Here is a 20,093-nt window from a genome sequence, read left to right on the forward strand (position 1 = left end):
CGGACGGCGCGTTGACACCAAGCGTTGCCGACAAATCGAACGCGGTGGGCGATTTTAACGCTTTGCGCAACGGACTGCCGAAGATAGCCCAACTAACAACGGCACACCGAATCCACAGATGAAAGGGTGCGCCGATTGGATGCAGTTCAAGGATTGACGCGCTTGCCGTCGCGCCCCTTTTATGCCACAAGGAATTCGAGTCGGCGGTTAAGCCGCGGCTCGAGTTTGAGCGCCTCTTTGGCAAGGTTGATCTGCTTGGCCGATTTCGCGACGTCGAATACGTCCGCCTTGATGTCATACCCGCCACGCTCAGTCAGCCAGTCAAGGATGTCCGACAGATGCCACACGGACGCACTACCCTCGTGAACCGGCGGCGGAAAGTCGATTGCGTGGCTCAGCATCAGCTTGCGCATGTTTTGCCGCGACACGCCCGCTACCTCTGCGACATCCGTGAGGCCGACGAAATCCGGCCCCGCCTCGACAAGACGCGCAGACGGCACGGCTTGCTTGATATCTTTGAGTGCGCTGACAAGCGCCTCGAACGCCGACGCTGCTTCGCGAGCAAAAACCAGCGCAATGCGCCCCGGCTGCCCCACACCGATCGTGGCATCGTCGCATCCGGCTTCGCCCAGGCGCTCGACAATCTCGTCAAGATCGCAATCTTCCGCAGCGAGGCGGTACTTCAGGGTGAACACATATTCCATAAGCTACTCCTACCTTCATTCAGCTCCGGCCTGTTTGCCCTTCAAACACTTTTACTGCCGGCGTGTCGTGCAGTTGTCGACGATGCGCCTCAGGTGCTTGGCGTGATTACCGGGATTCTTCGGCGTACTCCACACACTCGAGATGCAGAACTCGCCGCACCGACATTCCGTGTCGTTGTAAGGACAGTACATCTTTCCCCAAGCGTGGCCTTTACCGCCGGCCTGGACACGCCAGCCGTTTCTTTCCGCATAAGCCAGCGCGGCCTCGACCTCTTTCTTGGAATGGATTCCTCGAACCATCTATATCCTCCAATTTAGTACGAGCACGCGAGGTTGTCAAGTGACAACCTCGCGTGCTCGCAGCCGCAATCGAATTCATCTCATACCCTTCGTTATCCAAAATAAACGAGATAACAAAACTCTGCTGCCAGACGTCGATACTAGATCGGCAACAGCCATAGGGCGAGACTGTCAGATGGCATAGGACGGGAATCCATTTTCCAGACATCGGAGAGTCCATTGAATCGATATCGTGCCCGCAATGACAAAGCCCCCGCCGGTCGTCGACCAACAGGGACTTTTTGCAAACTTCCCAGCTCATGCGCGAGCCGCGCACACACTGCGTTCCGAACGAAGCGCGTTATTGCGGCTCAGCCATTGGCCAGGCACCCGACAACACTTTCTCCAGCCAGAACGTGCCGATAACGGTTTTCACGTCGGTGATCTTGCCGGTGCGCACCCACTCGGATACATCGGCAACAGACGCCGTGAACAGTTCGAGAAATTCGCCGTCGTCGAGCTTACGCTCGCCGGCAGTCAGCCCGCGCGCCAGGTAAATATCGATGAATTCTGTCGAATAGGAAATGATCGGATGAATGCGCGTCAGATAAACATATTCACGCGCCGTATAGCCGGTCTCTTCCTGCAGCTCACGTTTCGCGCAAGCCAGCGCGCCTTCGTTCGGATCGAGCTTGCCCGCCGGATACTCGACCATGACCTTGCCCATCGGATAGCGGTACTGGCTTTCCAGCAACACGCGGCCGTCGTCGAATAGCGGAATCACCATCACGGCGCCCGGATGCTGAACGTACTCGCGAGTGGCCTGCTTACCGTCGGGCAAGCGGACGGTATCGCACTTGAGCGTCAGGAACGGCCCTTGATGGATCGTTTTGCTCTCGAGACAGGTCTCGGTGAGCGCGGCATCGTGATCGGGAAGTTCAGCCATATGCGACCTCAGGACAGCGTGGTGCGCGACGGCGAGGCGCCGTCAGCGACGTTTGACGAGATACTGGAAGGTAAAGCCGGGGAATGAAAACACGATGAACAAGGCGAACGTGATCGCGTAAAACTGCCACCCTTGTTCGAAGCGGTTACCCGCGCGTGCTTCCAGCAGAAAACCGAACGCGCCGACCACAAAGTACAGCACGATCAATTCGGCTATCCGGATCCAGGCGCTCTTCTTCACCGCTTTCAACGGCACAGCGGCGAAGAGACGCTGATTCAGGAACGGCAGGTTGGCGCCGACCAGCGCCAACAACACGATAAACCAACCCGCAGCCGACATCAGAGCAGCAGCGTGTGCTGGATAGCCTGCAGGCAGGCCTTCAACAGCGGATCCGGCACGATACCGAGCACCAGCACGGCAACCCCATTGAGCGCGAGCAAGGCACGCGTGCTCGTGTCGGCGAGGATCGGCGACTTGTCTTGCGGTTCGTCGAAGTACATCAGCTTGACGATACGCAGGTAGTAGAACGCACCGAACAGCGACGTGATCACAGCCAGCACAGTCAGCCAGGTCAAACCGGCATTCATGGTTGCCTGCAGCACCGCGAGCTTGGCGTAGAAGCCGACCGCGGGCGGGATGCCGGCGAGCGAGAACATCATCACCATCATGACGAAGGCGAACACCGGGCTGCGTTGATTCAGGCCCTTGAAATCTTCGAGCGTATCAGCTTCAAAATCGCGGCGAGCCAACAGCATGATGACGCCGAAGGTGCCCATCGTTGTAATCAGGTAGACGATGCTGTAGTACATCGCCGAGCCGTACGCGTTGGCAGCTCCCGTGGTCTTGTGGTCGACCACGCCGGACAGCAGACCGAGCAGCACGAAGCCCATGTTCGAGATTGCCGAATATGCGAGCATCCGCTTGACGTTGCGTTGCACGATACCGGTGATGTTGCCGACAATCAGCGACAGCGCCGCCAGGATCACCAGCATTTCCTGCCATTCGACCGCCAGCGGCAGCAGACCCATCACGAGGAAACGCAGGCCCCACGCAAATGCCGCCACCTTCGGGCCGCCGCCGACCATCAGCGTCATGGCCGTCGGAGCGCCCTGATACACGTCAGGCACCCACATGTGGAACGGCACCGCGCCCATCTTGAACGCCACGCCTGCTACGATGAAGATCACGCCGAACAGCAACACGCTCGGATCGTAGTGGCTCGTGCCGATCGCCTTGAACACTTCGTTCAGGTCGAGCGAACCGGTTGCACCATACAGCATCGAAATGCCGTACAGCAGGAAGCCGGAAGCCAGCGCCCCAAGCACGTAGTACTTCATTGCCGCTTCATTCGACGGCGCTGCGTCACGACGCAGTGCGATCGCAGCGTACAACGACAGCGACATCAGTTCCAGACCGAGATACAGCGTCAGGAAGTTGTTGCCGGAGATCATCACGAGCTGACCGAGCAACGAGAACATGCCCAACAGGAAGAATTCACCGCGGAACAGCCCGCGATCCTCGAGGTACCGGCGCGAATAAACGATCGACACGGCATAGCCGAGCGTCACCACCGCTTTCATCACACTGGCGAACGAATCCACCACATACATGTGACCGAAGAAGTAGTGCACCTGAGGATCGAACGCGTTCACCGCGAACCAGATGCCGGCAATCAGCGTCGAGAAGAACGCGATGAAATACGTGGTACGGCGACCGGCCTGGCCGACGAACGTGTCGTTGAGCCACGCGAGCACAACGGCGAGCATCAGCAGTGCGTCGGGTAACAGAACAGTCATAGGGGCGTTTTGCATGATCTTTAAATTCCTCCGCTCTGCATTACTGTGGCAACGGCAGCTTGGACTGCGCGACGTGGGAGAGGAGGTTTTCCACGGATACGTGCATCACATCGGTAAAGGGCTTCGGATACAGGCCCATGAACAGCGTCAGTGCAGCGAGCACTGCCAGCATGAAAAACTCGCGACGGTTGATGTCCACGAGGCTCTTCACGTGATCGTTGGCGATCGCGCCGAAGTACACCCGCTTATACATCCACAGCGTGTAGGCCGCACCGAGAATCAGCGTGACTGCCGCGCCGCCTGCGATCCAGAAGTTGTACTGGACAGCAGCCAGAATCACCATGAACTCGCCGACAAAACCGGAAGTACCCGGCAAGCCGCAATTGGCCATCGAAAACAGCATCACGAACGCCGCGAACTTCGGCATCACGTTGACGACGCCACCGTAATCGGCGATCTGACGCGAGTGCATACGGTCATACAGTACGCCGATGCTCAGGAACATCGCGCCCGACACGAAGCCGTGCGAGATCATTTGCACGATCGCGCCTTCCATGCCGAGCTGGTTGAAGATGAAGAAGCCGAGGGTCACAAAACCCATGTGCGCGATCGACGAATACGCGACCAGCTTCTTCATGTCGGCCTGCACCATCGCAACCAGGCCGATGTAGATCACTGCGATCAGCGAGAGCGTGATGACAACAGGCGCCAGGAAATGGCTCGCGTCCGGCGCGATCGGCAGCGAGAAGCGCACGAAACCATAGGCGCCCAGCTTCAGCATGATCGCGGCCAGCACGACCGAGCCGCCGGTTGGCGCTTCCACGTGCGCGTCAGGCAACCACGTGTGAACCGGCCACATCGGTACCTTCACGGCGAAGGCCATGAAGAACGCTATAAATATCAATATCTGCGGCGTCATGCCAATCTGCGCGTTCTGCCATGTAGCCAGATCGAACGTGCCGGTCTGAATGTACAGGTAAAGCAGCGCGACCAGCATCAGCAGCGAGCCCATCAGCGTGTACAGGAAGAACTTGAACGCCGCATACACGCGGTTCGCCCCACCCCACACCCCGATGATGATGTACATCGGAATCAGCGTCGCTTCGAAGAACACGTAGAACAGCATGCCGTCCGCCGCGCTGAACACGCCGACCATGATGCCGGACAGGATCAGGAACGAAGCGAGGTACTGCGCCACGTTCTTCGTGATGACTTCCCACGCGGCGATCACGACGATCACCGTAATCAATGCGGTCAACACGACGAACCACATCGAGATACCGTCGACACCCAGGTGATACGTGATGTTGAAACGCTCGATCCAGTTCGCCTTTTCGACGAACTGCAGATCGGCGGTGCTCGAATCAAAACCAGTAATCAGCGGGATCGTCACGAGGAAGCTGACGACCGAGCCGATCAGCGCAATCCAGCGCGCCGGAGCCGGGTTCCGGTCGGAACCGATAGCGAGGACCAGGAGACCTACGAGGATCGGTAACCAGATCGCAATACTGAGAATCGGATAAGCGTGCATTAGTGTCCCTCGCCTTATTTGCCGCCGAGCGTTACAAACAGGGTCAGGAGCCCCAACATGCCGATAATCATGGCAAACGCGTAGTGGTAGATGTAACCGGATTGGAGGAAGCGGATCACGCCGGCAAACCAGCCGATAAAGCGCGCGCTACCGTTGACGATACCGTCGATGACCACGACGTCGCCTTCCTTCCAGAGACCACGGCCAATTGCCACGGCGCCCCGCGCGAACACGACTTCGTTGATCTTGTCCATGTAGTACTTGTTGTCGAGCAGCGTGTAGATCGGACCGAACGCGCGCTTGATGACAGCCGGCAGATCAGGACGAACCAGGTACAGGAACCACGCGACCACGACACCTGCGAGCGCCAGCCACACCGGCAGACCTGAGACCGAGTGCAGACCCATCGACGCCCAGCCGTGGAATTCTTCAGTCATCTCCTGCACCGCAGGATGGTTTGCGCCGATGAAGATCACCTTGTCGAACGCCACGCCATGCTGGAAGAAATCACCGAACAGCATCGGGCCGACACCGATCGCACCGATCACCACCGACGGGATCGCCAGCAGCACCAGCGGCAGCCACACCACCCACGGCGTTTCATGCGGCTCGTGTGCGTGGTCGTCGTGCCCGTGACCATGGCCGTGCGCGTCATGGCCGTGACCGTCATGCGCGTGCGCGGCCGCTTCGATGCCCATCGGCGATTCCGGATGCTTCGGATCGCGGAAACGTTCCTTGCCGTGGAACACCAGGAAGTACATACGGAACGAGTACAGCGCAGTGACGAACACGCTCGCCACCACCGCGAAGTACGCGAAACCCGAACCCGGCAGATGCGACAGCTTCACTGCGTCGATGATCGAGTCTTTCGAGTAAAAGCCGGAGAAGAACGGCGTACCGATCAACGCCAGCGAACCGACCAGCGACGTGATCCAGGTAATCGGCATGTACTTGCGCAGGCCGCCCATGTTGCGGATGTCCTGATCGTGGTGCATGCCGATAATCACGGAACCCGCGCCAAGGAACAGCAACGCCTTGAAGAACGCGTGCGTCATCAGGTGGAACACGGCGACCGAGTAGGCCGATGCACCGAGTGCGACCGTCATGTAACCGAGCTGCGACAGTGTCGAGTAAGCCACCACGCGCTTGATGTCGTTCTGGATAATCCCGAGGAAACCCATGAACAGCGCCGTGATCGCACCGATCACCATCACGAACGACAACGCCGTGTCCGACAGTTCGAACAGCGGCGACATGCGCGTCACCATGAAGATACCGGCCGTCACCATGGTTGCCGCGTGAATCAGTGCGGAGATCGGTGTCGGGCCTTCCATCGAATCCGGCAGCCAGACGTGGAGCGGGAACTGCGCCGACTTACCCATCGCGCCGATGAAGAGGCAAATACAGGCAACCGTCAGCAGACCCCAGTCCGTGCCCGGGAAGCTCAATGCGGCGAGTTCGGTGCGTTTCGCGAACACATCGCCGTAGTTCATCGATCCGGCGAACGCGAACAGCAGGCCGATACCGAGCAGGAAACCAAAGTCCCCGATGCGGTTCACGATAAACGCCTTCATGTTCGCGTAAATCGCCGTCGGACGCGTGAAATAGAAACCGATCAGCAGGTACGACACCAGGCCCACCGCTTCCCAACCGAAGAACAGTTGCAGGAAGTTGTTGCTCATCACGAGCATCAACATCGAGAACGTGAACAGCGAGATGTACGAGAAGAAGCGCTGGTAGCCGTCGTCGTCGGCCATATAGCCGATCGTGTAGATGTGCACCATGAGCGACACGAAGGTCACCACACACATCATCATCGCCGTCAGCGAGTCGACCAGGAAGCCGACCTCGAACTTCGTCTGGCCGATTTGCATCCAGTTATAAACAGTGGCGTTGAAGCTCGCACCGTCCATCACCTGGAAGAAGACGATGGCCGAGAGGATGAACGAGATCGCGACGCCGAGGATCGTAACCGAGTGCGCACCGGCTCGCCCTACCGCTTTTCCGAACAGCCCCGCAATCAGCGAGCCGGCCAGCGGTGCCAGCGGGATCGCCAGCAGCAGGTTTTCATTGAGTATCGTTGACATAACCGCTTTACCTGAAATTAACCTTTGAGCTGATCGAGGTCCTCGACATTGATCGTGTCGAGGCTACGGAACAGGGTCACCAGAATTGCGAGTCCGATCGCGGCTTCAGCTGCTGCAACCGTCAGCACGAAGAAGACGAAGATCTGACCGTGCACGTCGCCGAGGTAATGCGAGAACGCGACGAAATTGGTGTTCACCGCCAGCAGCATCAGTTCGATCGCCATCAGGATGATGATGACGTTGCGACGGTTCAGGAAAATGCCGACGATGCTGATCGCAAACAGGATCGCGCCGAGGACAAGGTAATGAGCAAGGGTCAACATGATTTCTATCTCCTGTCCGCTCAGCTGTTCTTGGCGGGTGCCGAGTCGGCCGCTGCCGCTGCTGCGGCTTCTTCCGCCGCGACAGTTGCCGCGGTCTTTTCAGATGCCATCTTCACGATACGCACGCGGTCCTGAGCACGCACCTTGACCTGGTCGCCGATGTTCTGGCGCTTGCTGTCTTTCTTGTGGCTCGTGGTCAGCGCAATCGCCGCGATGATCGCCACCAGCAGCACAAGGCCGGCGACTTCGAACGCGAAGATGTAGTCGGTGTAGATGACCTTGCCGATCAGGCGGGTGTTCGACCAGTCGGCCATACCGTTCGCGGCAGCCGTGGTGTCGCGCAGCGCCGTGGCAGTCGCGCCGTAGCCGTGCCACAGGATCAGCGCGGTCTCGATCACGATGATCGCGCCCACCAGCGTGGCCATTGGCACGAAGCGTTTGAAGTCTTTGCGCAGCACGTCGATGTTGATGTCCAGCATCATCACGACGAACAGGAACAGCACCATCACCGCGCCGACATACACCAGCACCAGCAGGATCGCGAGGAACTCGGCCTGCAGCAGCATCCAGATCGCGGCTGCGTTGAAGAACGCCAGCACCAGAAACAGTGCGGACGAAACCGGGTTGCGCGAGGTGATCACCTTCAGCCCTGAAACCACCAGGAGCAGTGCGAAGATGTAGAACAGTACGGTCGTGAATTCCATGATTACCGGTTCATCGTTAGGCCATCGTCAGGCATTGTTCTTTGGCACGTGCGTCTGGCAAAACGGCCAGAACAACTGCACAGGTGCGCCGTGCCGCGGCGGTCAGACCGCGGCGCTCGGCCCGACAACAGGCCGTGTTACTGCTTCATTTACTGCCGCATTTACTGCTTCAACAGAAGCGCTTCAACGATACGGTGCGTCGGCTGCCTTGCTCGCAGCGATCTCCGCTTCGTAGCGATCGCCCACGGCCAGCAGCATGTCCTTCGTGAAGTACAGGTCGCCGCGCTTTTCGCCGTGATATTCGAGAATATGCGTCTCGACGATCGAATCGACCGGGCAGCTTTCTTCGCAGAAACCGCAGAAGATGCACTTGGTCAGGTCGATGTCGTAACGCGTCGTGCGGCGCGTGTTGTCCGCACGGGTTTCCGATTCGATCGTGATGGCGAGCGCCGGGCACACCGCTTCGCACAGCTTGCAGGCGATGCAGCGTTCTTCGCCGTTTTCATAGCGTCGCAGCGCATGCAGGCCGCGGAAACGCGGCGAAATCGGAGTCTTCTCTTCCGGGAACTGCACCGTCACCTTGCGCTTGAACGTGTAACGTCCGGTCAACGCGAGGCCTTTGAGCAGCTCCGTCAGGAAGAAGGTCTTGAAAAAGTTTTGGATTGCGGTCATGGGTTCATCCGCCCTTTATTTCCAGATATTCAACGGCGACATGATCCAGAAACCGACCACGATGAGCCACACCACGCAAACCGGAATGAAAATCTTCCAGCCCAGACGCATGATCTGGTCATAGCGATAGCGCGGGAACGTAGCACGCGCCCAGATGAATACCGACAACAGGAAGAAAACCTTCAGCACCAGCCAGAAGATGCCCGGGATAAACGACAGGAAACCGAACGGTGCGCTCCAGCCGCCGAGGAACAATGTTGCAGCCAATGCCGAGATCACGATCATGTTGATGTACTCGGCGAGGAAGAACAGCGCGAACGCCATCCCCGAGTAATCAATCATGTGACCCGCGACGATTTCCGACTCCCCTTCCACCACGTCGAACGGGTGACGGTTCGTTTCGGCGATGCCCGAGATGAAGTACACGACGAACATGGGCAGCAGCGGTAGCCAGTTCCACGAGAGGAAGTTCAGGCCGTAACTGGCGAAAATACCGCGCTCCTGCGAACCGACGATGTCCGACAGATTCAGGCTGCCCGAGGTCATCAGCACGACGACGAGGGCGAAACCCATCGAAATTTCGTACGAGACCATTTGGGCGGCCGCGCGCATGGCGCCGAGGAACGCGTATTTCGAGTTCGACGCCCAGCCCGCCAGAATCACGCCGTACACACCGATGGACGAGATCGCCATCGCGTAAAGCAGACCGGCGTTAATGTCGCCGAGGACCGCGCCAGCCTGGAACGGAATCACCGCCCAGACCGCAAAGGCCGGCACCACCACCATGATCGGCGCGATCAGGTAGATCCAGCGGCTGGCCTGCGCCGGCTGAATCACTTCTTTCAGCAACAGCTTCAGCACGTCGGCGATTGGCTGCAGCAAACCTGCGGGGCCAACGCGATTAGGACCGAGACGCACGTGCATCCAGCCGATCAGCTTACGCTCCCACAGAATCAGGTAAGCCACGCACAGCAGGATCACGACGGCCACCACCAGGATGCGCACCAGTGCCCACACCGTGGGCCATGCCACACCGAGAAGCTGGGTGCCGCCCGAGTTGATCGTATCGAACAAGCTCATTTACGCCTTCTCCACCACCAGTTCACCGAACAGGCTGCCCAGCGCTGCACCGGCAGGCGTAGCCGCCGATACGCGGACGACCGTCTCCGCAAGATTTGCGTCGCGCACGGCCGGCAACTGCACCGATTGCTCGCCCTGGCGCACGCGCACTGCGTCGCCTTCCTTCAAATCCAGTTTGTCGAACAGTGCAGCCGGCAGACCGACCGAATTCGCTGCGCGCGCCGCTGCCGTCAGATGCAGAGATTCAGCACGACGCACCAGCGCGTCGGCGTGATAAATCGGCACGTTGGCGATACGCTCGAACTTGCCTTCCGCTGCCTTCACCGCCTTGCCGCGCGCAACCGCAACGCCCGTCCTGTTCGACAGACGCGAGACCAGATCGCCATCGCCAAGAGCCGCCGTGCGCACTTCTTCCGACGTGTCGAATTCGAAGCCAGGCACGCCCAGCAGGCTGCCCAATACACGCAAAACCTTCCATGCCGGACGTGTATCGCCAAGCGGACGCACGACGCCGTTGAATGTCTGCACGGTACCTTCGGCGTTGACAAACGTGCCAGCCGTTTCCGTGAACGGTGCGATCGGCAGCAGCACGTCTGCATAATCGGCGCCTGTCTGGAACGGCGACATCACAACAACCATTTCAGCCTGCTTCAGCGCGGCCAAAGCCTGCACCGGATTGGCCGTGTCGAACTCAGGTTCGACGTTCAGCAGCACATAACCCTTGCGCGGTTGCTCGAACACTTCGCGAGCATTCAAACCGCCCTCGCCCGGCAATGCGTTCACGAGATGCGCGCCGACCGTGTTGGCGGCTTCGGTGAGGAAGCCCAACGTTGCGCCCGTCGCGTCTGCGATCCATTGCGCCGTGGCGTGAATCGCAGCGAAGTCCGGATGACGGACCGCGCCGTTGCCGAGCAACACCACACGGCGTTCGCCGGTGGCAAGCGACTTCGCGACCTGTTTGTTGGCGTCCGTCGGTTGCGTGCCGGCGAAGGCTTCCGGCAGTGCCACACCGTTTGCTTCCGAGACCGCGCCAGCGATGCCGGCCAGTGCGTCGAGCCATGCCGACGGCGCGGCAACGACACGCTGCGCTTGCGGAATCAGCGCGTCGTCGTTTGTAGCTTGCACGAGCGTGAGCTTCGTACCGCTCTTGGCAGCTTGACGCAGACGCGCGGCGAAGAGCGGATGATCGCGACGCAGATCCGAACCGATTACCAGTGCGGCGTCGACGTTCGAGAGGTCGGCAATCGTGGTACCGAGCCACGGTGCACCGTTGACGGGTGCGGAGAAATCCGACTGACGCAGACGGAAGTCGACGTTCGGCGTACCGACCGCTTGCGCGAGCTGCTTCAGCAGGAATAGTTCTTCGACGGTGCTGTGGGCGCTGCCGAGCGCAGCCAGCGCGTTCGCGCCGTGGTCGCCCTTGATGCCCTTCAAACCCTTGACCACATATTCAAGCGCGGTTTGCCAGTCGGTCTCGACCCACTTGCCGCCCTGCTTGAGCATCGGCTGCGTGAGACGTTCCGGGCTGTTCAAACCTTCGTACGAGAAGCGATCCTTGTCCGAAATCCAGCATTCATTGATGGCTTCGTTTTCGAACGGCAGAACACGCATCACGCGGTTGTTCTTCACTTGCACCACGAGGTTCGCGCCGACGGAGTCGTGCGGACTCACCGACTTGCGGCGCGACAGTTCCCACGTGCGGGCGCTGTAACGGAACGGCTTGCTGGTCAATGCGCCGACCGGGCACAGATCGATCATGTTGCCCGACAGTTCGGAGTCGACCGTCTTGCCCACGAACGACGTGATTTCCGAATGTTCACCGCGGCCCAGCATGCCGAGTTCCATCACGCCGGCCACTTCCTGGCCGAAACGGACGCAACGCGTGCAATGGATGCAGCGCGACATTTCTTCCATCGAAATCAGCGGGCCGACGTTCTTGTGGAACACCACACGCTTTTCTTCGCTATAGCGCGATGCCGACTTGCCGTAGCCCACGGCCAGATCCTGCAACTGACACTCACCGCCCTGATCGCAGATCGGGCAATCCAGCGGGTGATTGATCAGCAGGAATTCCATCACGGCTTGCTGGCCCTTCACCGCCTTCTCGGACTTGGTGCGCACGATCATGCCCGCCGACACCGGCGTGGCGCATGCGGGCACGGCCTTCGGCATTTTTTCGACATCGACCAGACACATCCGGCAGTTGGCCGCAATCGACAGCTTCTTGTGATAGCAGAAGTGAGGAATGTACGTGTCGACCTTATGCGCAGCCTGGATCACCATGCTGCCTTCAGGCACCTCTACTTTCTTGCCGTCTATTTCAAGTTCAACCATGATGGTCAATCTTCCTTAACCTGTTACCGCTCAATCGTTCGCCGTTCTCATCGCCTGTTTCAGGCGATGAATCCCGCGGATGACGTGTTCTGGTGCGCTATCTGGCGTACTTAGGCAGCCACTGTTTCAGACGCCGCTGCCGCACCGGCGTGACCGCCGACGAGGCACTGCTTGTGGGCGACGTGATATTCGAATTCGTCCCAGTAATGCTTGAGCATGCCGCGAACCGGCATAGCCGCTGCATCGCCGAGCGCGCAAATCGTACGGCCCATGATGTTCTCAGCAACCGAGTTCAGCAGATCCAGATCTTCCGGACGGCCAAGCCCGTGTTCGATACGATGCACAACGCGATACAGCCAGCCGGTGCCTTCGCGGCACGGCGTGCACTGACCGCACGACTCTTCATAATAGAAATACGACAGACGCAGCAACGAGCGCACCATGCAACGCGTCTCGTCCATCACGATGACCGCGCCGGAACCGAGCATCGAACCCGCCTTGGCGATCGAGTCGTAGTCCATGTCCGTCTGCATCATCATTTCGCCCGGAATCACCGGTGCCGACGAGCCGCCAGGAATCACAGCCTTGATCTTCTTGCCGCCGCGCATGCCGCCGGCCAGTTCCATCAGCGTCGCGAACGGGGTACCGAGCGGAATTTCATAGTTGCCCGGACGTTCGACGTCGCCTGCGATCGAGAAAATCTTCGTGCCGCCGTTGTTCGGCTTGCCGATTTCGAGGTAATTCTGCGGACCGATTGCGAGCAGGAACGGCACCGCAGCGAACGTCTCGGTGTTGTTGATCGTGGTCGGCTTGCCATAGACGCCGAAGCTCGCCGGGAACGGCGGCTTGAAGCGTGGCTGGCCCTTCTTGCCTTCGAGCGATTCGAGCAGCGCGGTTTCTTCGCCGCAAATGTAGGCGCCGTAACCGTGGTGCGCATGCAGTTCGAACGAGAAGCCCGAACCCATGATGTTGTCGCCGAGGAACCCGGCGCGACGGGCTTCGTCCAACGCTTCTTCAAAGCGCTTGTAGACTTCCCAGATTTCGCCGTGAATATAGTTGTAACCGACCGTGATGCCCATTGCGTACGCGCCAATGGCCATGCCTTCAATCAGCGAATGCGGATTGAAACGCAGGATGTCGCGGTCTTTGAACGTGCCCGGTTCGCCTTCGTCCGAATTGCAGACGAGGTACTTCTGGCCCGGGAACTGACGTGGCATGAAGCTCCACTTCAGACCGGTCGGAAAACCTGCACCGCCACGGCCGCGCAGACCCGACGCCTTGACGTCGGCGATCACCTGCTCGGGCGGAATCTTTTCTTCCAGAATGCGGCGCAGTTGGGCGTAACCGCCGCGCGCCACATAGTCTTCGAGATGCCAGTTGTCGCCGTTCAGGCCGGCGAGAATCAGCGGTTTGATGTGACGATCGTGTAAAGACGTCATTTCGAAAGTTCCTCGAGCAGCTGGTCGATCTTCGCGCGGCTCATGAAGCTGCACATGCGATGGTTGTTCACCAGCATCACCGGCGCATCGCCGCACGAGCCCATGCATTCACCTTCTTTCAAGGTGAACTTGCCGTCAGCCGTGGTTTCGCCGAAGTCGATGCCGAGCTTCTGCTTCAGATATTCAGCGGCGCTGTCGGAGCCGCCGTCCGGGCCGAGCTGGCACGGCAGGTTCGTGCAGAGCGTGATCTTGTACTTGCCGACCGGCGAGGTCTCGTACATCGTGTAGAAGGTAGCCACCTCCTGCACGGCGACCGCCGGCATGCCGAGATAGTCCGCAACGAACTGCATGAGTTCGGGCGACAGCCAGCCATGCTCTTCCTGAGCAGTAGCCAGCGCCGACATCACGGCGGACTGTTTCTGATCGGCGGGATACTTCGCGATCGCACGATCGATTTCTTTCAGGCCTTCAGCTGAGATCATTTTCAGACACGACTCTTTCAATTCCTACCGAACGAAAACCCGTCGCTTGAACCATACTGCGACAGACCCGGCGTTCCTGTGCTTGACGCGTGCTTCGGTACAAGCTGAAGACGCGCGCCGATGAATACGTCCTAGCGATCCACTTCGCCGAACACGATGTCCTGCGTACCGATGATCGTCACGGCGTCAGCGATCATGTGACCACGCGCCATTTCATCGAGCGTGGACAGGTGCGCATAGCCCGGTGCGCGAATCTTCAGGCGATACGGCTTGTTCGCGCCGTCCGAGATCAGATAGATACCGAACTCGCCCTTCGGATGCTCGACCGCGGCGTATGCCTCGCCTTCCGGCACATGGAAGCCTTCTGTGAAGAGCTTGAAGTGGTGAATCAGCTCTTCCATGTTCGACTTCATGCCGACACGCGACGGCGGCGCGACCTTGTGATTGTCGACCATCACCGGACCCGGATTCTTACGCAACCAATCAATGCACTGTTTCACAATCCGCGTGGACTGGCGCATTTCTTCGACGCGAACCAGATATCGGTCATAACAATCGCCATTCACGCCGACCGGAATGTCGAAATCCATCTTGTCGTAGACTTCATACGGCTGCTTCTTGCGCAGATCCCACTCGATACCCGAGCCGCGCAGCATCGCGCCGGTCATACCGAGGTTCAGCGCGCGTTCCGGGGTGACCACACCGATGCCGACCAGACGTTGCTTCCAGATCCGGTTGTCGGTGAGCAGCGTTTCGTATTCGTCGACGCACTTCGGGAAACGCGTAAAGAAATCGTCGATAAAGTCGAGCAGCGAACCTTGACGGTTCTCGTTCATCCGCGACAAGGCCTTCGCATTGCGAATCTTCGATGCCTTGTATTGCGGCATTGCGTCAGGCAGATCGCGATAGACACCGCCCGGACGGTAGTAAGCCGCGTGCATCCGTGCGCCGGACACTGCTTCGTACACGTCCATCAGGTCTTCACGTTCGCGGAACGCATACAGGAACACCGCCATCGCGCCGACGTCGAGCGCGTGTGCGCCGATCCACATCAGGTGGTTCAGCACGCGCGTGACTTCGTCGAACATCACCCGGATGTACTGCGCGCGAATCGGCACTTCGATACCGAGCAGCTTTTCGATCGCCATCACGTAGCCGTGCTCGTTGACCATCATCGACACGTAGTCGAGGCGGTCCATATACGGCACGGACTGGATGAAAGTTTTGGTTTCCGCGAGCTTTTCGGTCGCGCGATGCAGCAGGCCGATGTGCGGATCGGCGCGCTGGATGACTTCGCCGTCGAGTTCGAGCACGAGGCGCAGCACACCGTGCGCTGCCGGATGCTGAGGGCCGAAGTTGAGCGTGTAGTTCTTGATCTCTGCCATGGCGTTCTCTTAGTGTTTCAGACCGCCATAGCGATCCTCGCGGATCACGCGCGGCGTGATTTCCCGCGGCTCGATCGTCACAGGCTGATAGACGACGCGCTTCTCTTCCGGGTCGTAACGCATTTCGACGTAGCCGGAGACAGGAAAATCTTTACGGAACGGGTGACCAATGAAACCGTAGTCGGTCAGGATGCGGCGCAGGTCCGGGTGACCCTCGAAGACGATGCCGTACAGGTCGAATGCTTCGCGCTCGTACCAATTGGCCGAACTCCAGATATCGACAACCGATGCGACGATCGGCACTTCGTCGTCCGGGGCGAACACGCGCAGGCGCAGACGCCAGTTGTTCTGCACGGACAGCAAATGCAGCACGGCCGCGAAACGCGGGCCGTCGTATGCGCCATCGGCGTAAGTCTGATAGTCGACGCCGCACAAATCCATCAACTGCTCGAAGCCGAGCGTGCGATCGTCGCGCAGACGCGTTGCAACGTTGATGTAATCGCTCGCTTTCACGACGATCGTCAACTCACCGATTGCTTCGGTGGTGCTCAACAGGAGGCCGCCAAAGGCCGCCTCGAGGTTCGCTTTCAGGGTCTCGAGTTTGCTTGCCATATTGTGGGGAAGGCCTTGCCTTATTGACGGGCGATTGTGTTGGTGCGGCGGATCTTGGCCTGCAACTGGATCACGCCATACACCAGCGCTTCCGCAGTAGGCGGGCAACCCGGCACGTAGACGTCGACCGGTACGATCCGATCGCAGCCGCGCACCACCGAATAGGAATAGTGGTAATAGCCGCCGCCGTTCGCGCACGAGCCCATCGAAATCACCCAGCGCGGCTCAGCCATCTGATCGTAGACCTTGCGCAGAGCTGGCGCCATCTTGTTGCACAGCGTGCCGGCGACGATCATCACGTCCGACTGACGCGGACTCGGACGAAACACCACGCCGAAACGGTCAAGGTCATAACGGGCAGCGCCCGCATGCATCATCTCGACCGCGCAGCACGCGAGACCGAACGTCATCGGCCACAACGAGCCGGTGCGCGTCCAGTTGATCAGTTTGTCTGCCGTAGTGGTGACAAACCCTTCCTTCAAGACCCCTTCGATACTCATTTGCTTTCCACTCCAGACGGGGCGGCAAGCCTTGGCCACCCACGCAAACCGGCGATTAATCCATCATTCCCAGTCGAGGCCGCCTTTCTTCCAGATATAGGCAAAGCCCAACAGGAATTCGAGCAGGAAAATCATCATTGCCATGAAGCCAGGCCAGCCAATGTCGCGCAGGGCCACTCCCCACGGGAACAGGAACGCGGTTTCAAGGTCGAAAATGATGAAGAGAATGGCGACGAGGTAGTAGCGCACGTCGAACTTCATGCGCGCATCTTCGAATGCTTCGAAGCCGCACTCGTATGGTGCGTTTTTCTCGGTATCGGGTTTATTGGGACCGAGGATCTTGCCAATGCTGACCAGTGCTACGCCTAAACCGGTGCCCACAATGAGGAACAACAAGACGGGGAAATAGGCTGCGAGGTTCAAGACTATCCTCTATCGGTTGGTTCTGAATGCCGCCAAGAGCATAGCACTCCTGACGCGAAATCACTTTGGCAACGCACATGCCGCAAGCTCAACGCAAGCCGCGCGTCAGAAGTGAAAATGCCAGCCGAAGCGAAGCAAGCGGCTGGCATTTAGATAACATTTGGTGCCGACGGCGAGACTCGAACTCGCACAGCTTTCGCCACTACCCCCTCAAGATAGCGTGTCTACCAATTTCACCACGTCGGCACTGTATGCAATCCGGGAAAACAACTTATAAAACCCGCGAATCGCTTCAAGACTAAGATTGTAACTGGTCTAAACAGTTTGTTCAACGCACAAAAGCACTTTGAACGAAAAATTTATTTCGGCACATCTGTCGCGGGGACAGATGCAGCGGATGCCGGCAATACAGCCGAACCACCCGCCGGAGCGGACGCAGCGGAAGCCGCAACCGGAGCAGTTACAGCCGCGCCCAGCAGGCCTGCGGACGGTTTTGCACGATACGCACCGAGGTAGGTGAGCGTCAACGTTGTTACAAAAAACACGGCTGCGAGCACGGCCGTGGTACGCGACAAAAAGTTTGCCGAACCGGTCGCGCCGAACAGGCTGCCCGATGCACCGCTACCAAAAGCAGCGCCCATATCGGCGCCTTTGCCGTGTTGCAACAACACAAGGCCGATGACCCCGAGTGCCGACAACAGCTGAACGACGATAATCAATGTTTTCAAATACAGCATCACACTCACCTGAGTCTTTATTTAACCGCGCCACACAAAGTGTGCCGCGCGGGATTGGGTCATCCTCGCCGAGGCGCCCTGCTTAACTGGCGACGCTGATCGCGCCGGCCGCCTTGCAGATCGCCAGGAAATCCTGGTCTTTCAACGACGCGCCGCCGATCAGGCCACCGTCGATATCCGGCTGGCGGAACAATTCTTCCGCGTTCTCCGGCTTCACGCTGCCGCCATACAACACCGGCACATCCGCTACCGCCGCGCCCTTTACCGCAAGACGCGAACGCAGGAACGCATGCACCGCTTGCGCCTGGTCCGACGTAGCACTCTTGCCCGTGCCGATCGCCCACACCGGCTCGTATGCGACAACGATACGCGCCGCCTCTTCCGCCGACAATTTCGCCAGCACTTCATCCAATTGTGCGCCGACCACCTGCTCGGTCGAGCCGGCCTCACGCTCTTCGAGCGTTTCGCCGACACATACGATCGGGGTCAAACCCGCTTCCAGCGCACGCTGCGTCTTCACCGCAACCAACTCTGCGCTTTCACGATGGTAGGCACGGCGCTCCGAGTGTCCAACGATCGCAAGCGTGGCGCCGAAATCCACCACCATCTGCGCGGCCACTTCGCCGGTATAGGCCCCATGCGTAAACGCGGAAACATCCTGCACGCCCCACACGACCTTGCTGCCTTCCAGCAACGATTGAGTCTGCGCGAGATAAGGGCACGGCACACAGACACCAACGCGTACATCGGCCGGCAATTCGCCCGCGCCTTGCGCCACCGCCCGCAACAGCGTTGCGTTCTCGGCAAGGCGCCCGTGCATCTTCCAGTTACCGACTACCAGCTTGGCTCGTTGTTTCGACATCGTCTCGTCTTGTCTTGGCGGCGGGCCTGGTTTGCGCCTAAAAGCCCGCCTTTCGGATTCATGCGGCGTGCGCAAAACGCGCAATTTTACTGCGTGGGGTGGATCGGGTCAAACCGACCGCGTCAAACCAAGCGTGTCAAGCGTCCTGACCCCAAGTCAGCACGATCTTGCCAACGTGCGTGCTGCTTTCCATCAGCGTGTGCGCTTCAGCGGCCTGCGCGGCCGGAAACACACCGTGCACCACCGGCTTGATGCGGCCATCTTCGAGGTGCGGCCACACGCGCTCTTTCAATTGCGCGGCGATCTTCGCCTTGAACTCGATCGGACGCGGGCGCAATGTCGAACCCGTCACCGTCAAACGGCGGCGCAGCACCTCGTTCAGATTGAGTTCCGCCTTCGCACCGCCCAGCAAGGCGATCAGCACGATGCGGCCGCCGTCGGCCAAGGCAGTCAGCTCACGTGGCACATAACTGCCCGCCACCATGTCGAGGATGACATCAACGCCGCGATCGTTCGTCAGCGACTTGATGACCTCGACGAAATCCTCAGTCTTGTAGTTGATCGCACGTTCGGCGCCCAGCGCTTCGCAGGCACGGCACTTTTCGTCCGACCCGGCCGTAGCGAACACGCGAAAACCCAGCGCGTGCGCGATCTGGATCGCCGTCACGCCGATACCGCTCGAACCGCCCTGCACCAGCAGGGTCTCGTTCGGCGCGCCTTCGCCCTTGCCGAGTTGCGCACGGTCGAACACGTTGCTCCACACCGTGAAGAATGTTTCCGGCAGCGAAGCCGCCTCGACGTCCGACAAACCACCAGGCACCGGCAGGCACTGCAACAGCGGCGCGGTCGCATATTCGGCGTAACCACCACCCGCGAGCAATGCACATACGCGGTCACCCACTTTCAGGCCGAACGGATTGTTCTTCTCGTCGATAGTGCCGCCGACGATCTCGCCCGCCACTTCCAGCCCCGGTAGATCCGACGCACCCGGCGGCGGCGCATAGCCGCCTTTGCGCTGGAACACGTCCGGACGGTTGATGCCGGATGCCGCCACCTTGATCAGCACCTCGCCCGCTTTCGGCTGCGGCGTGGGCCGCTCCGCCAGCTTGAGGACTTCAGGCGCACCGAATTCGGTGATTTCGATCGCTTTCATCTGCGTCAACTCCAAGATTGGATTGCGTTGCCTACTCGTACGAA

At 59.4% G+C, this 20,093-nt stretch carries 21 protein-coding genes and 1 tRNA gene; all 22 read right to left on the reverse strand.

Features of this window, described 5'->3' with window-relative positions; genetic code table 11:
* Positions 1–179 precede the first annotated feature (179 nt).
* On the reverse strand, positions 180–704 hold the full coding sequence (locus tag ACUN0E_RS35445) for a helix-turn-helix transcriptional regulator (protein ID WP_408234793.1): 525 nt from the start codon (positions 702–704) through the stop codon (positions 180–182).
* A 51-nt stretch (positions 705–755) separates the two neighbouring features.
* Positions 756–1,004 (reverse strand): hypothetical protein, encoded by a 249-nt coding sequence (locus ACUN0E_RS35450; protein ID WP_408234790.1) that lies wholly within the window; start codon positions 1,002–1,004, stop codon positions 756–758.
* 340 nt (positions 1,005–1,344) lie between these two features.
* Positions 1,345–1,929, reverse strand: coding sequence for an NUDIX domain-containing protein (locus tag ACUN0E_RS35455; protein ID WP_445569535.1), 585 nt, complete (start codon positions 1,927–1,929; stop codon positions 1,345–1,347).
* 42 nt (positions 1,930–1,971) lie between these two features.
* Positions 1,972–2,268: a DUF2818 family protein gene (locus tag ACUN0E_RS35460; protein WP_408390085.1), complete on the reverse strand. Its 297-nt coding sequence runs from the start codon at positions 2,266–2,268 to the stop codon at positions 1,972–1,974.
* Positions 2,268–3,740, reverse strand: coding sequence for an NADH-quinone oxidoreductase subunit NuoN (gene nuoN / locus ACUN0E_RS35465; protein WP_445569536.1), 1,473 nt, complete (start codon positions 3,738–3,740; stop codon positions 2,268–2,270). The genes ACUN0E_RS35460 and nuoN overlap by 1 nt, the downstream gene beginning before the upstream one ends.
* A 25-nt stretch (positions 3,741–3,765) precedes the next feature.
* Positions 3,766–5,256 carry an NADH-quinone oxidoreductase subunit M gene (locus ACUN0E_RS35470; protein WP_445569537.1) on the reverse strand — a complete coding sequence of 497 codons (1,491 nt, stop codon included), beginning with the start codon at positions 5,254–5,256 and terminating at the stop codon, positions 3,766–3,768.
* Between the two features lie 14 nt (positions 5,257–5,270).
* Positions 5,271–7,343, reverse strand: coding sequence for an NADH-quinone oxidoreductase subunit L (nuoL, locus tag ACUN0E_RS35475; protein ID WP_408234775.1), 2,073 nt, complete (start codon positions 7,341–7,343; stop codon positions 5,271–5,273).
* A gap of 17 nt (positions 7,344–7,360) precedes the next feature.
* Positions 7,361–7,666: an NADH-quinone oxidoreductase subunit NuoK gene (gene nuoK, locus ACUN0E_RS35480; RefSeq protein WP_006052894.1), complete on the reverse strand. Its 306-nt coding sequence runs from the start codon at positions 7,664–7,666 to the stop codon at positions 7,361–7,363.
* A gap of 20 nt (positions 7,667–7,686) precedes the next feature.
* Positions 7,687–8,370: an NADH-quinone oxidoreductase subunit J gene (locus ACUN0E_RS35485; RefSeq protein ID WP_408234773.1), complete on the reverse strand. Its 684-nt coding sequence runs from the start codon at positions 8,368–8,370 to the stop codon at positions 7,687–7,689.
* A gap of 183 nt (positions 8,371–8,553) precedes the next feature.
* Positions 8,554–9,042 (reverse strand): NADH-quinone oxidoreductase subunit NuoI, encoded by a 489-nt coding sequence (gene nuoI, locus ACUN0E_RS35490; RefSeq protein WP_408213499.1) that lies wholly within the window; start codon positions 9,040–9,042, stop codon positions 8,554–8,556.
* Positions 9,043–9,057: 15 nt separating this feature from the next.
* On the reverse strand, positions 9,058–10,122 hold the full coding sequence (nuoH, locus tag ACUN0E_RS35495; protein WP_408234770.1) for an NADH-quinone oxidoreductase subunit NuoH: 1,065 nt from the start codon (positions 10,120–10,122) through the stop codon (positions 9,058–9,060).
* A complete protein-coding gene (gene nuoG / locus ACUN0E_RS35500; RefSeq protein WP_445569538.1) occupies positions 10,123–12,456 on the reverse strand; it encodes an NADH-quinone oxidoreductase subunit NuoG in 2,334 nt (777 codons plus the stop codon). It lies immediately after the preceding gene.
* A gap of 110 nt (positions 12,457–12,566) precedes the next feature.
* Positions 12,567–13,895, reverse strand: coding sequence for an NADH-quinone oxidoreductase subunit NuoF (gene nuoF / locus ACUN0E_RS35505; protein ID WP_408390076.1), 1,329 nt, complete (start codon positions 13,893–13,895; stop codon positions 12,567–12,569).
* Positions 13,892–14,377: an NADH-quinone oxidoreductase subunit NuoE gene (gene nuoE, locus ACUN0E_RS35510; RefSeq protein ID WP_054034960.1), complete on the reverse strand. Its 486-nt coding sequence runs from the start codon at positions 14,375–14,377 to the stop codon at positions 13,892–13,894. Before nuoE ends, nuoF begins: the two co-directional genes overlap by 4 nt.
* Positions 14,378–14,508: 131 nt before the next feature.
* Entirely contained in the window at positions 14,509–15,762 is a 1,254-nt protein-coding gene (locus ACUN0E_RS35515) for an NADH-quinone oxidoreductase subunit D (RefSeq protein ID WP_445569539.1), read from the reverse strand.
* A 9-nt stretch (positions 15,763–15,771) separates the two neighbouring features.
* Positions 15,772–16,374 carry an NADH-quinone oxidoreductase subunit C gene (locus ACUN0E_RS35520; RefSeq protein ID WP_408234758.1) on the reverse strand — a complete coding sequence of 201 codons (603 nt, stop codon included), beginning with the start codon at positions 16,372–16,374 and terminating at the stop codon, positions 15,772–15,774.
* A 20-nt stretch (positions 16,375–16,394) separates the two neighbouring features.
* Positions 16,395–16,874 carry a NuoB/complex I 20 kDa subunit family protein gene (locus ACUN0E_RS35525; protein WP_006052903.1) on the reverse strand — a complete coding sequence of 160 codons (480 nt, stop codon included), beginning with the start codon at positions 16,872–16,874 and terminating at the stop codon, positions 16,395–16,397.
* Positions 16,875–16,937: 63 nt separating this feature from the next.
* On the reverse strand, positions 16,938–17,297 hold the full coding sequence (locus tag ACUN0E_RS35530) for an NADH-quinone oxidoreductase subunit A (RefSeq protein ID WP_007175615.1): 360 nt from the start codon (positions 17,295–17,297) through the stop codon (positions 16,938–16,940).
* Between the two features lie 161 nt (positions 17,298–17,458).
* Positions 17,459–17,543 (reverse strand) — tRNA-Leu (locus tag ACUN0E_RS35535).
* A 113-nt stretch (positions 17,544–17,656) separates the two neighbouring features.
* Positions 17,657–18,034 (reverse strand): preprotein translocase subunit SecG, encoded by a 378-nt coding sequence (secG, locus tag ACUN0E_RS35540; protein WP_091795823.1) that lies wholly within the window; start codon positions 18,032–18,034, stop codon positions 17,657–17,659.
* 82 nt (positions 18,035–18,116) lie between these two features.
* Positions 18,117–18,896 carry a triose-phosphate isomerase gene (gene tpiA, locus ACUN0E_RS35545; protein WP_408234755.1) on the reverse strand — a complete coding sequence of 260 codons (780 nt, stop codon included), beginning with the start codon at positions 18,894–18,896 and terminating at the stop codon, positions 18,117–18,119.
* Between the two features lie 136 nt (positions 18,897–19,032).
* A complete protein-coding gene (locus tag ACUN0E_RS35550) occupies positions 19,033–20,049 on the reverse strand; it encodes an NAD(P)H-quinone oxidoreductase (RefSeq protein WP_445569540.1) in 1,017 nt (338 codons plus the stop codon).
* Between the last annotated feature and the right edge of the window lie 44 nt (positions 20,050–20,093).

It is taken from the genome of Paraburkholderia sp. D1E, assembly GCF_052682275.1.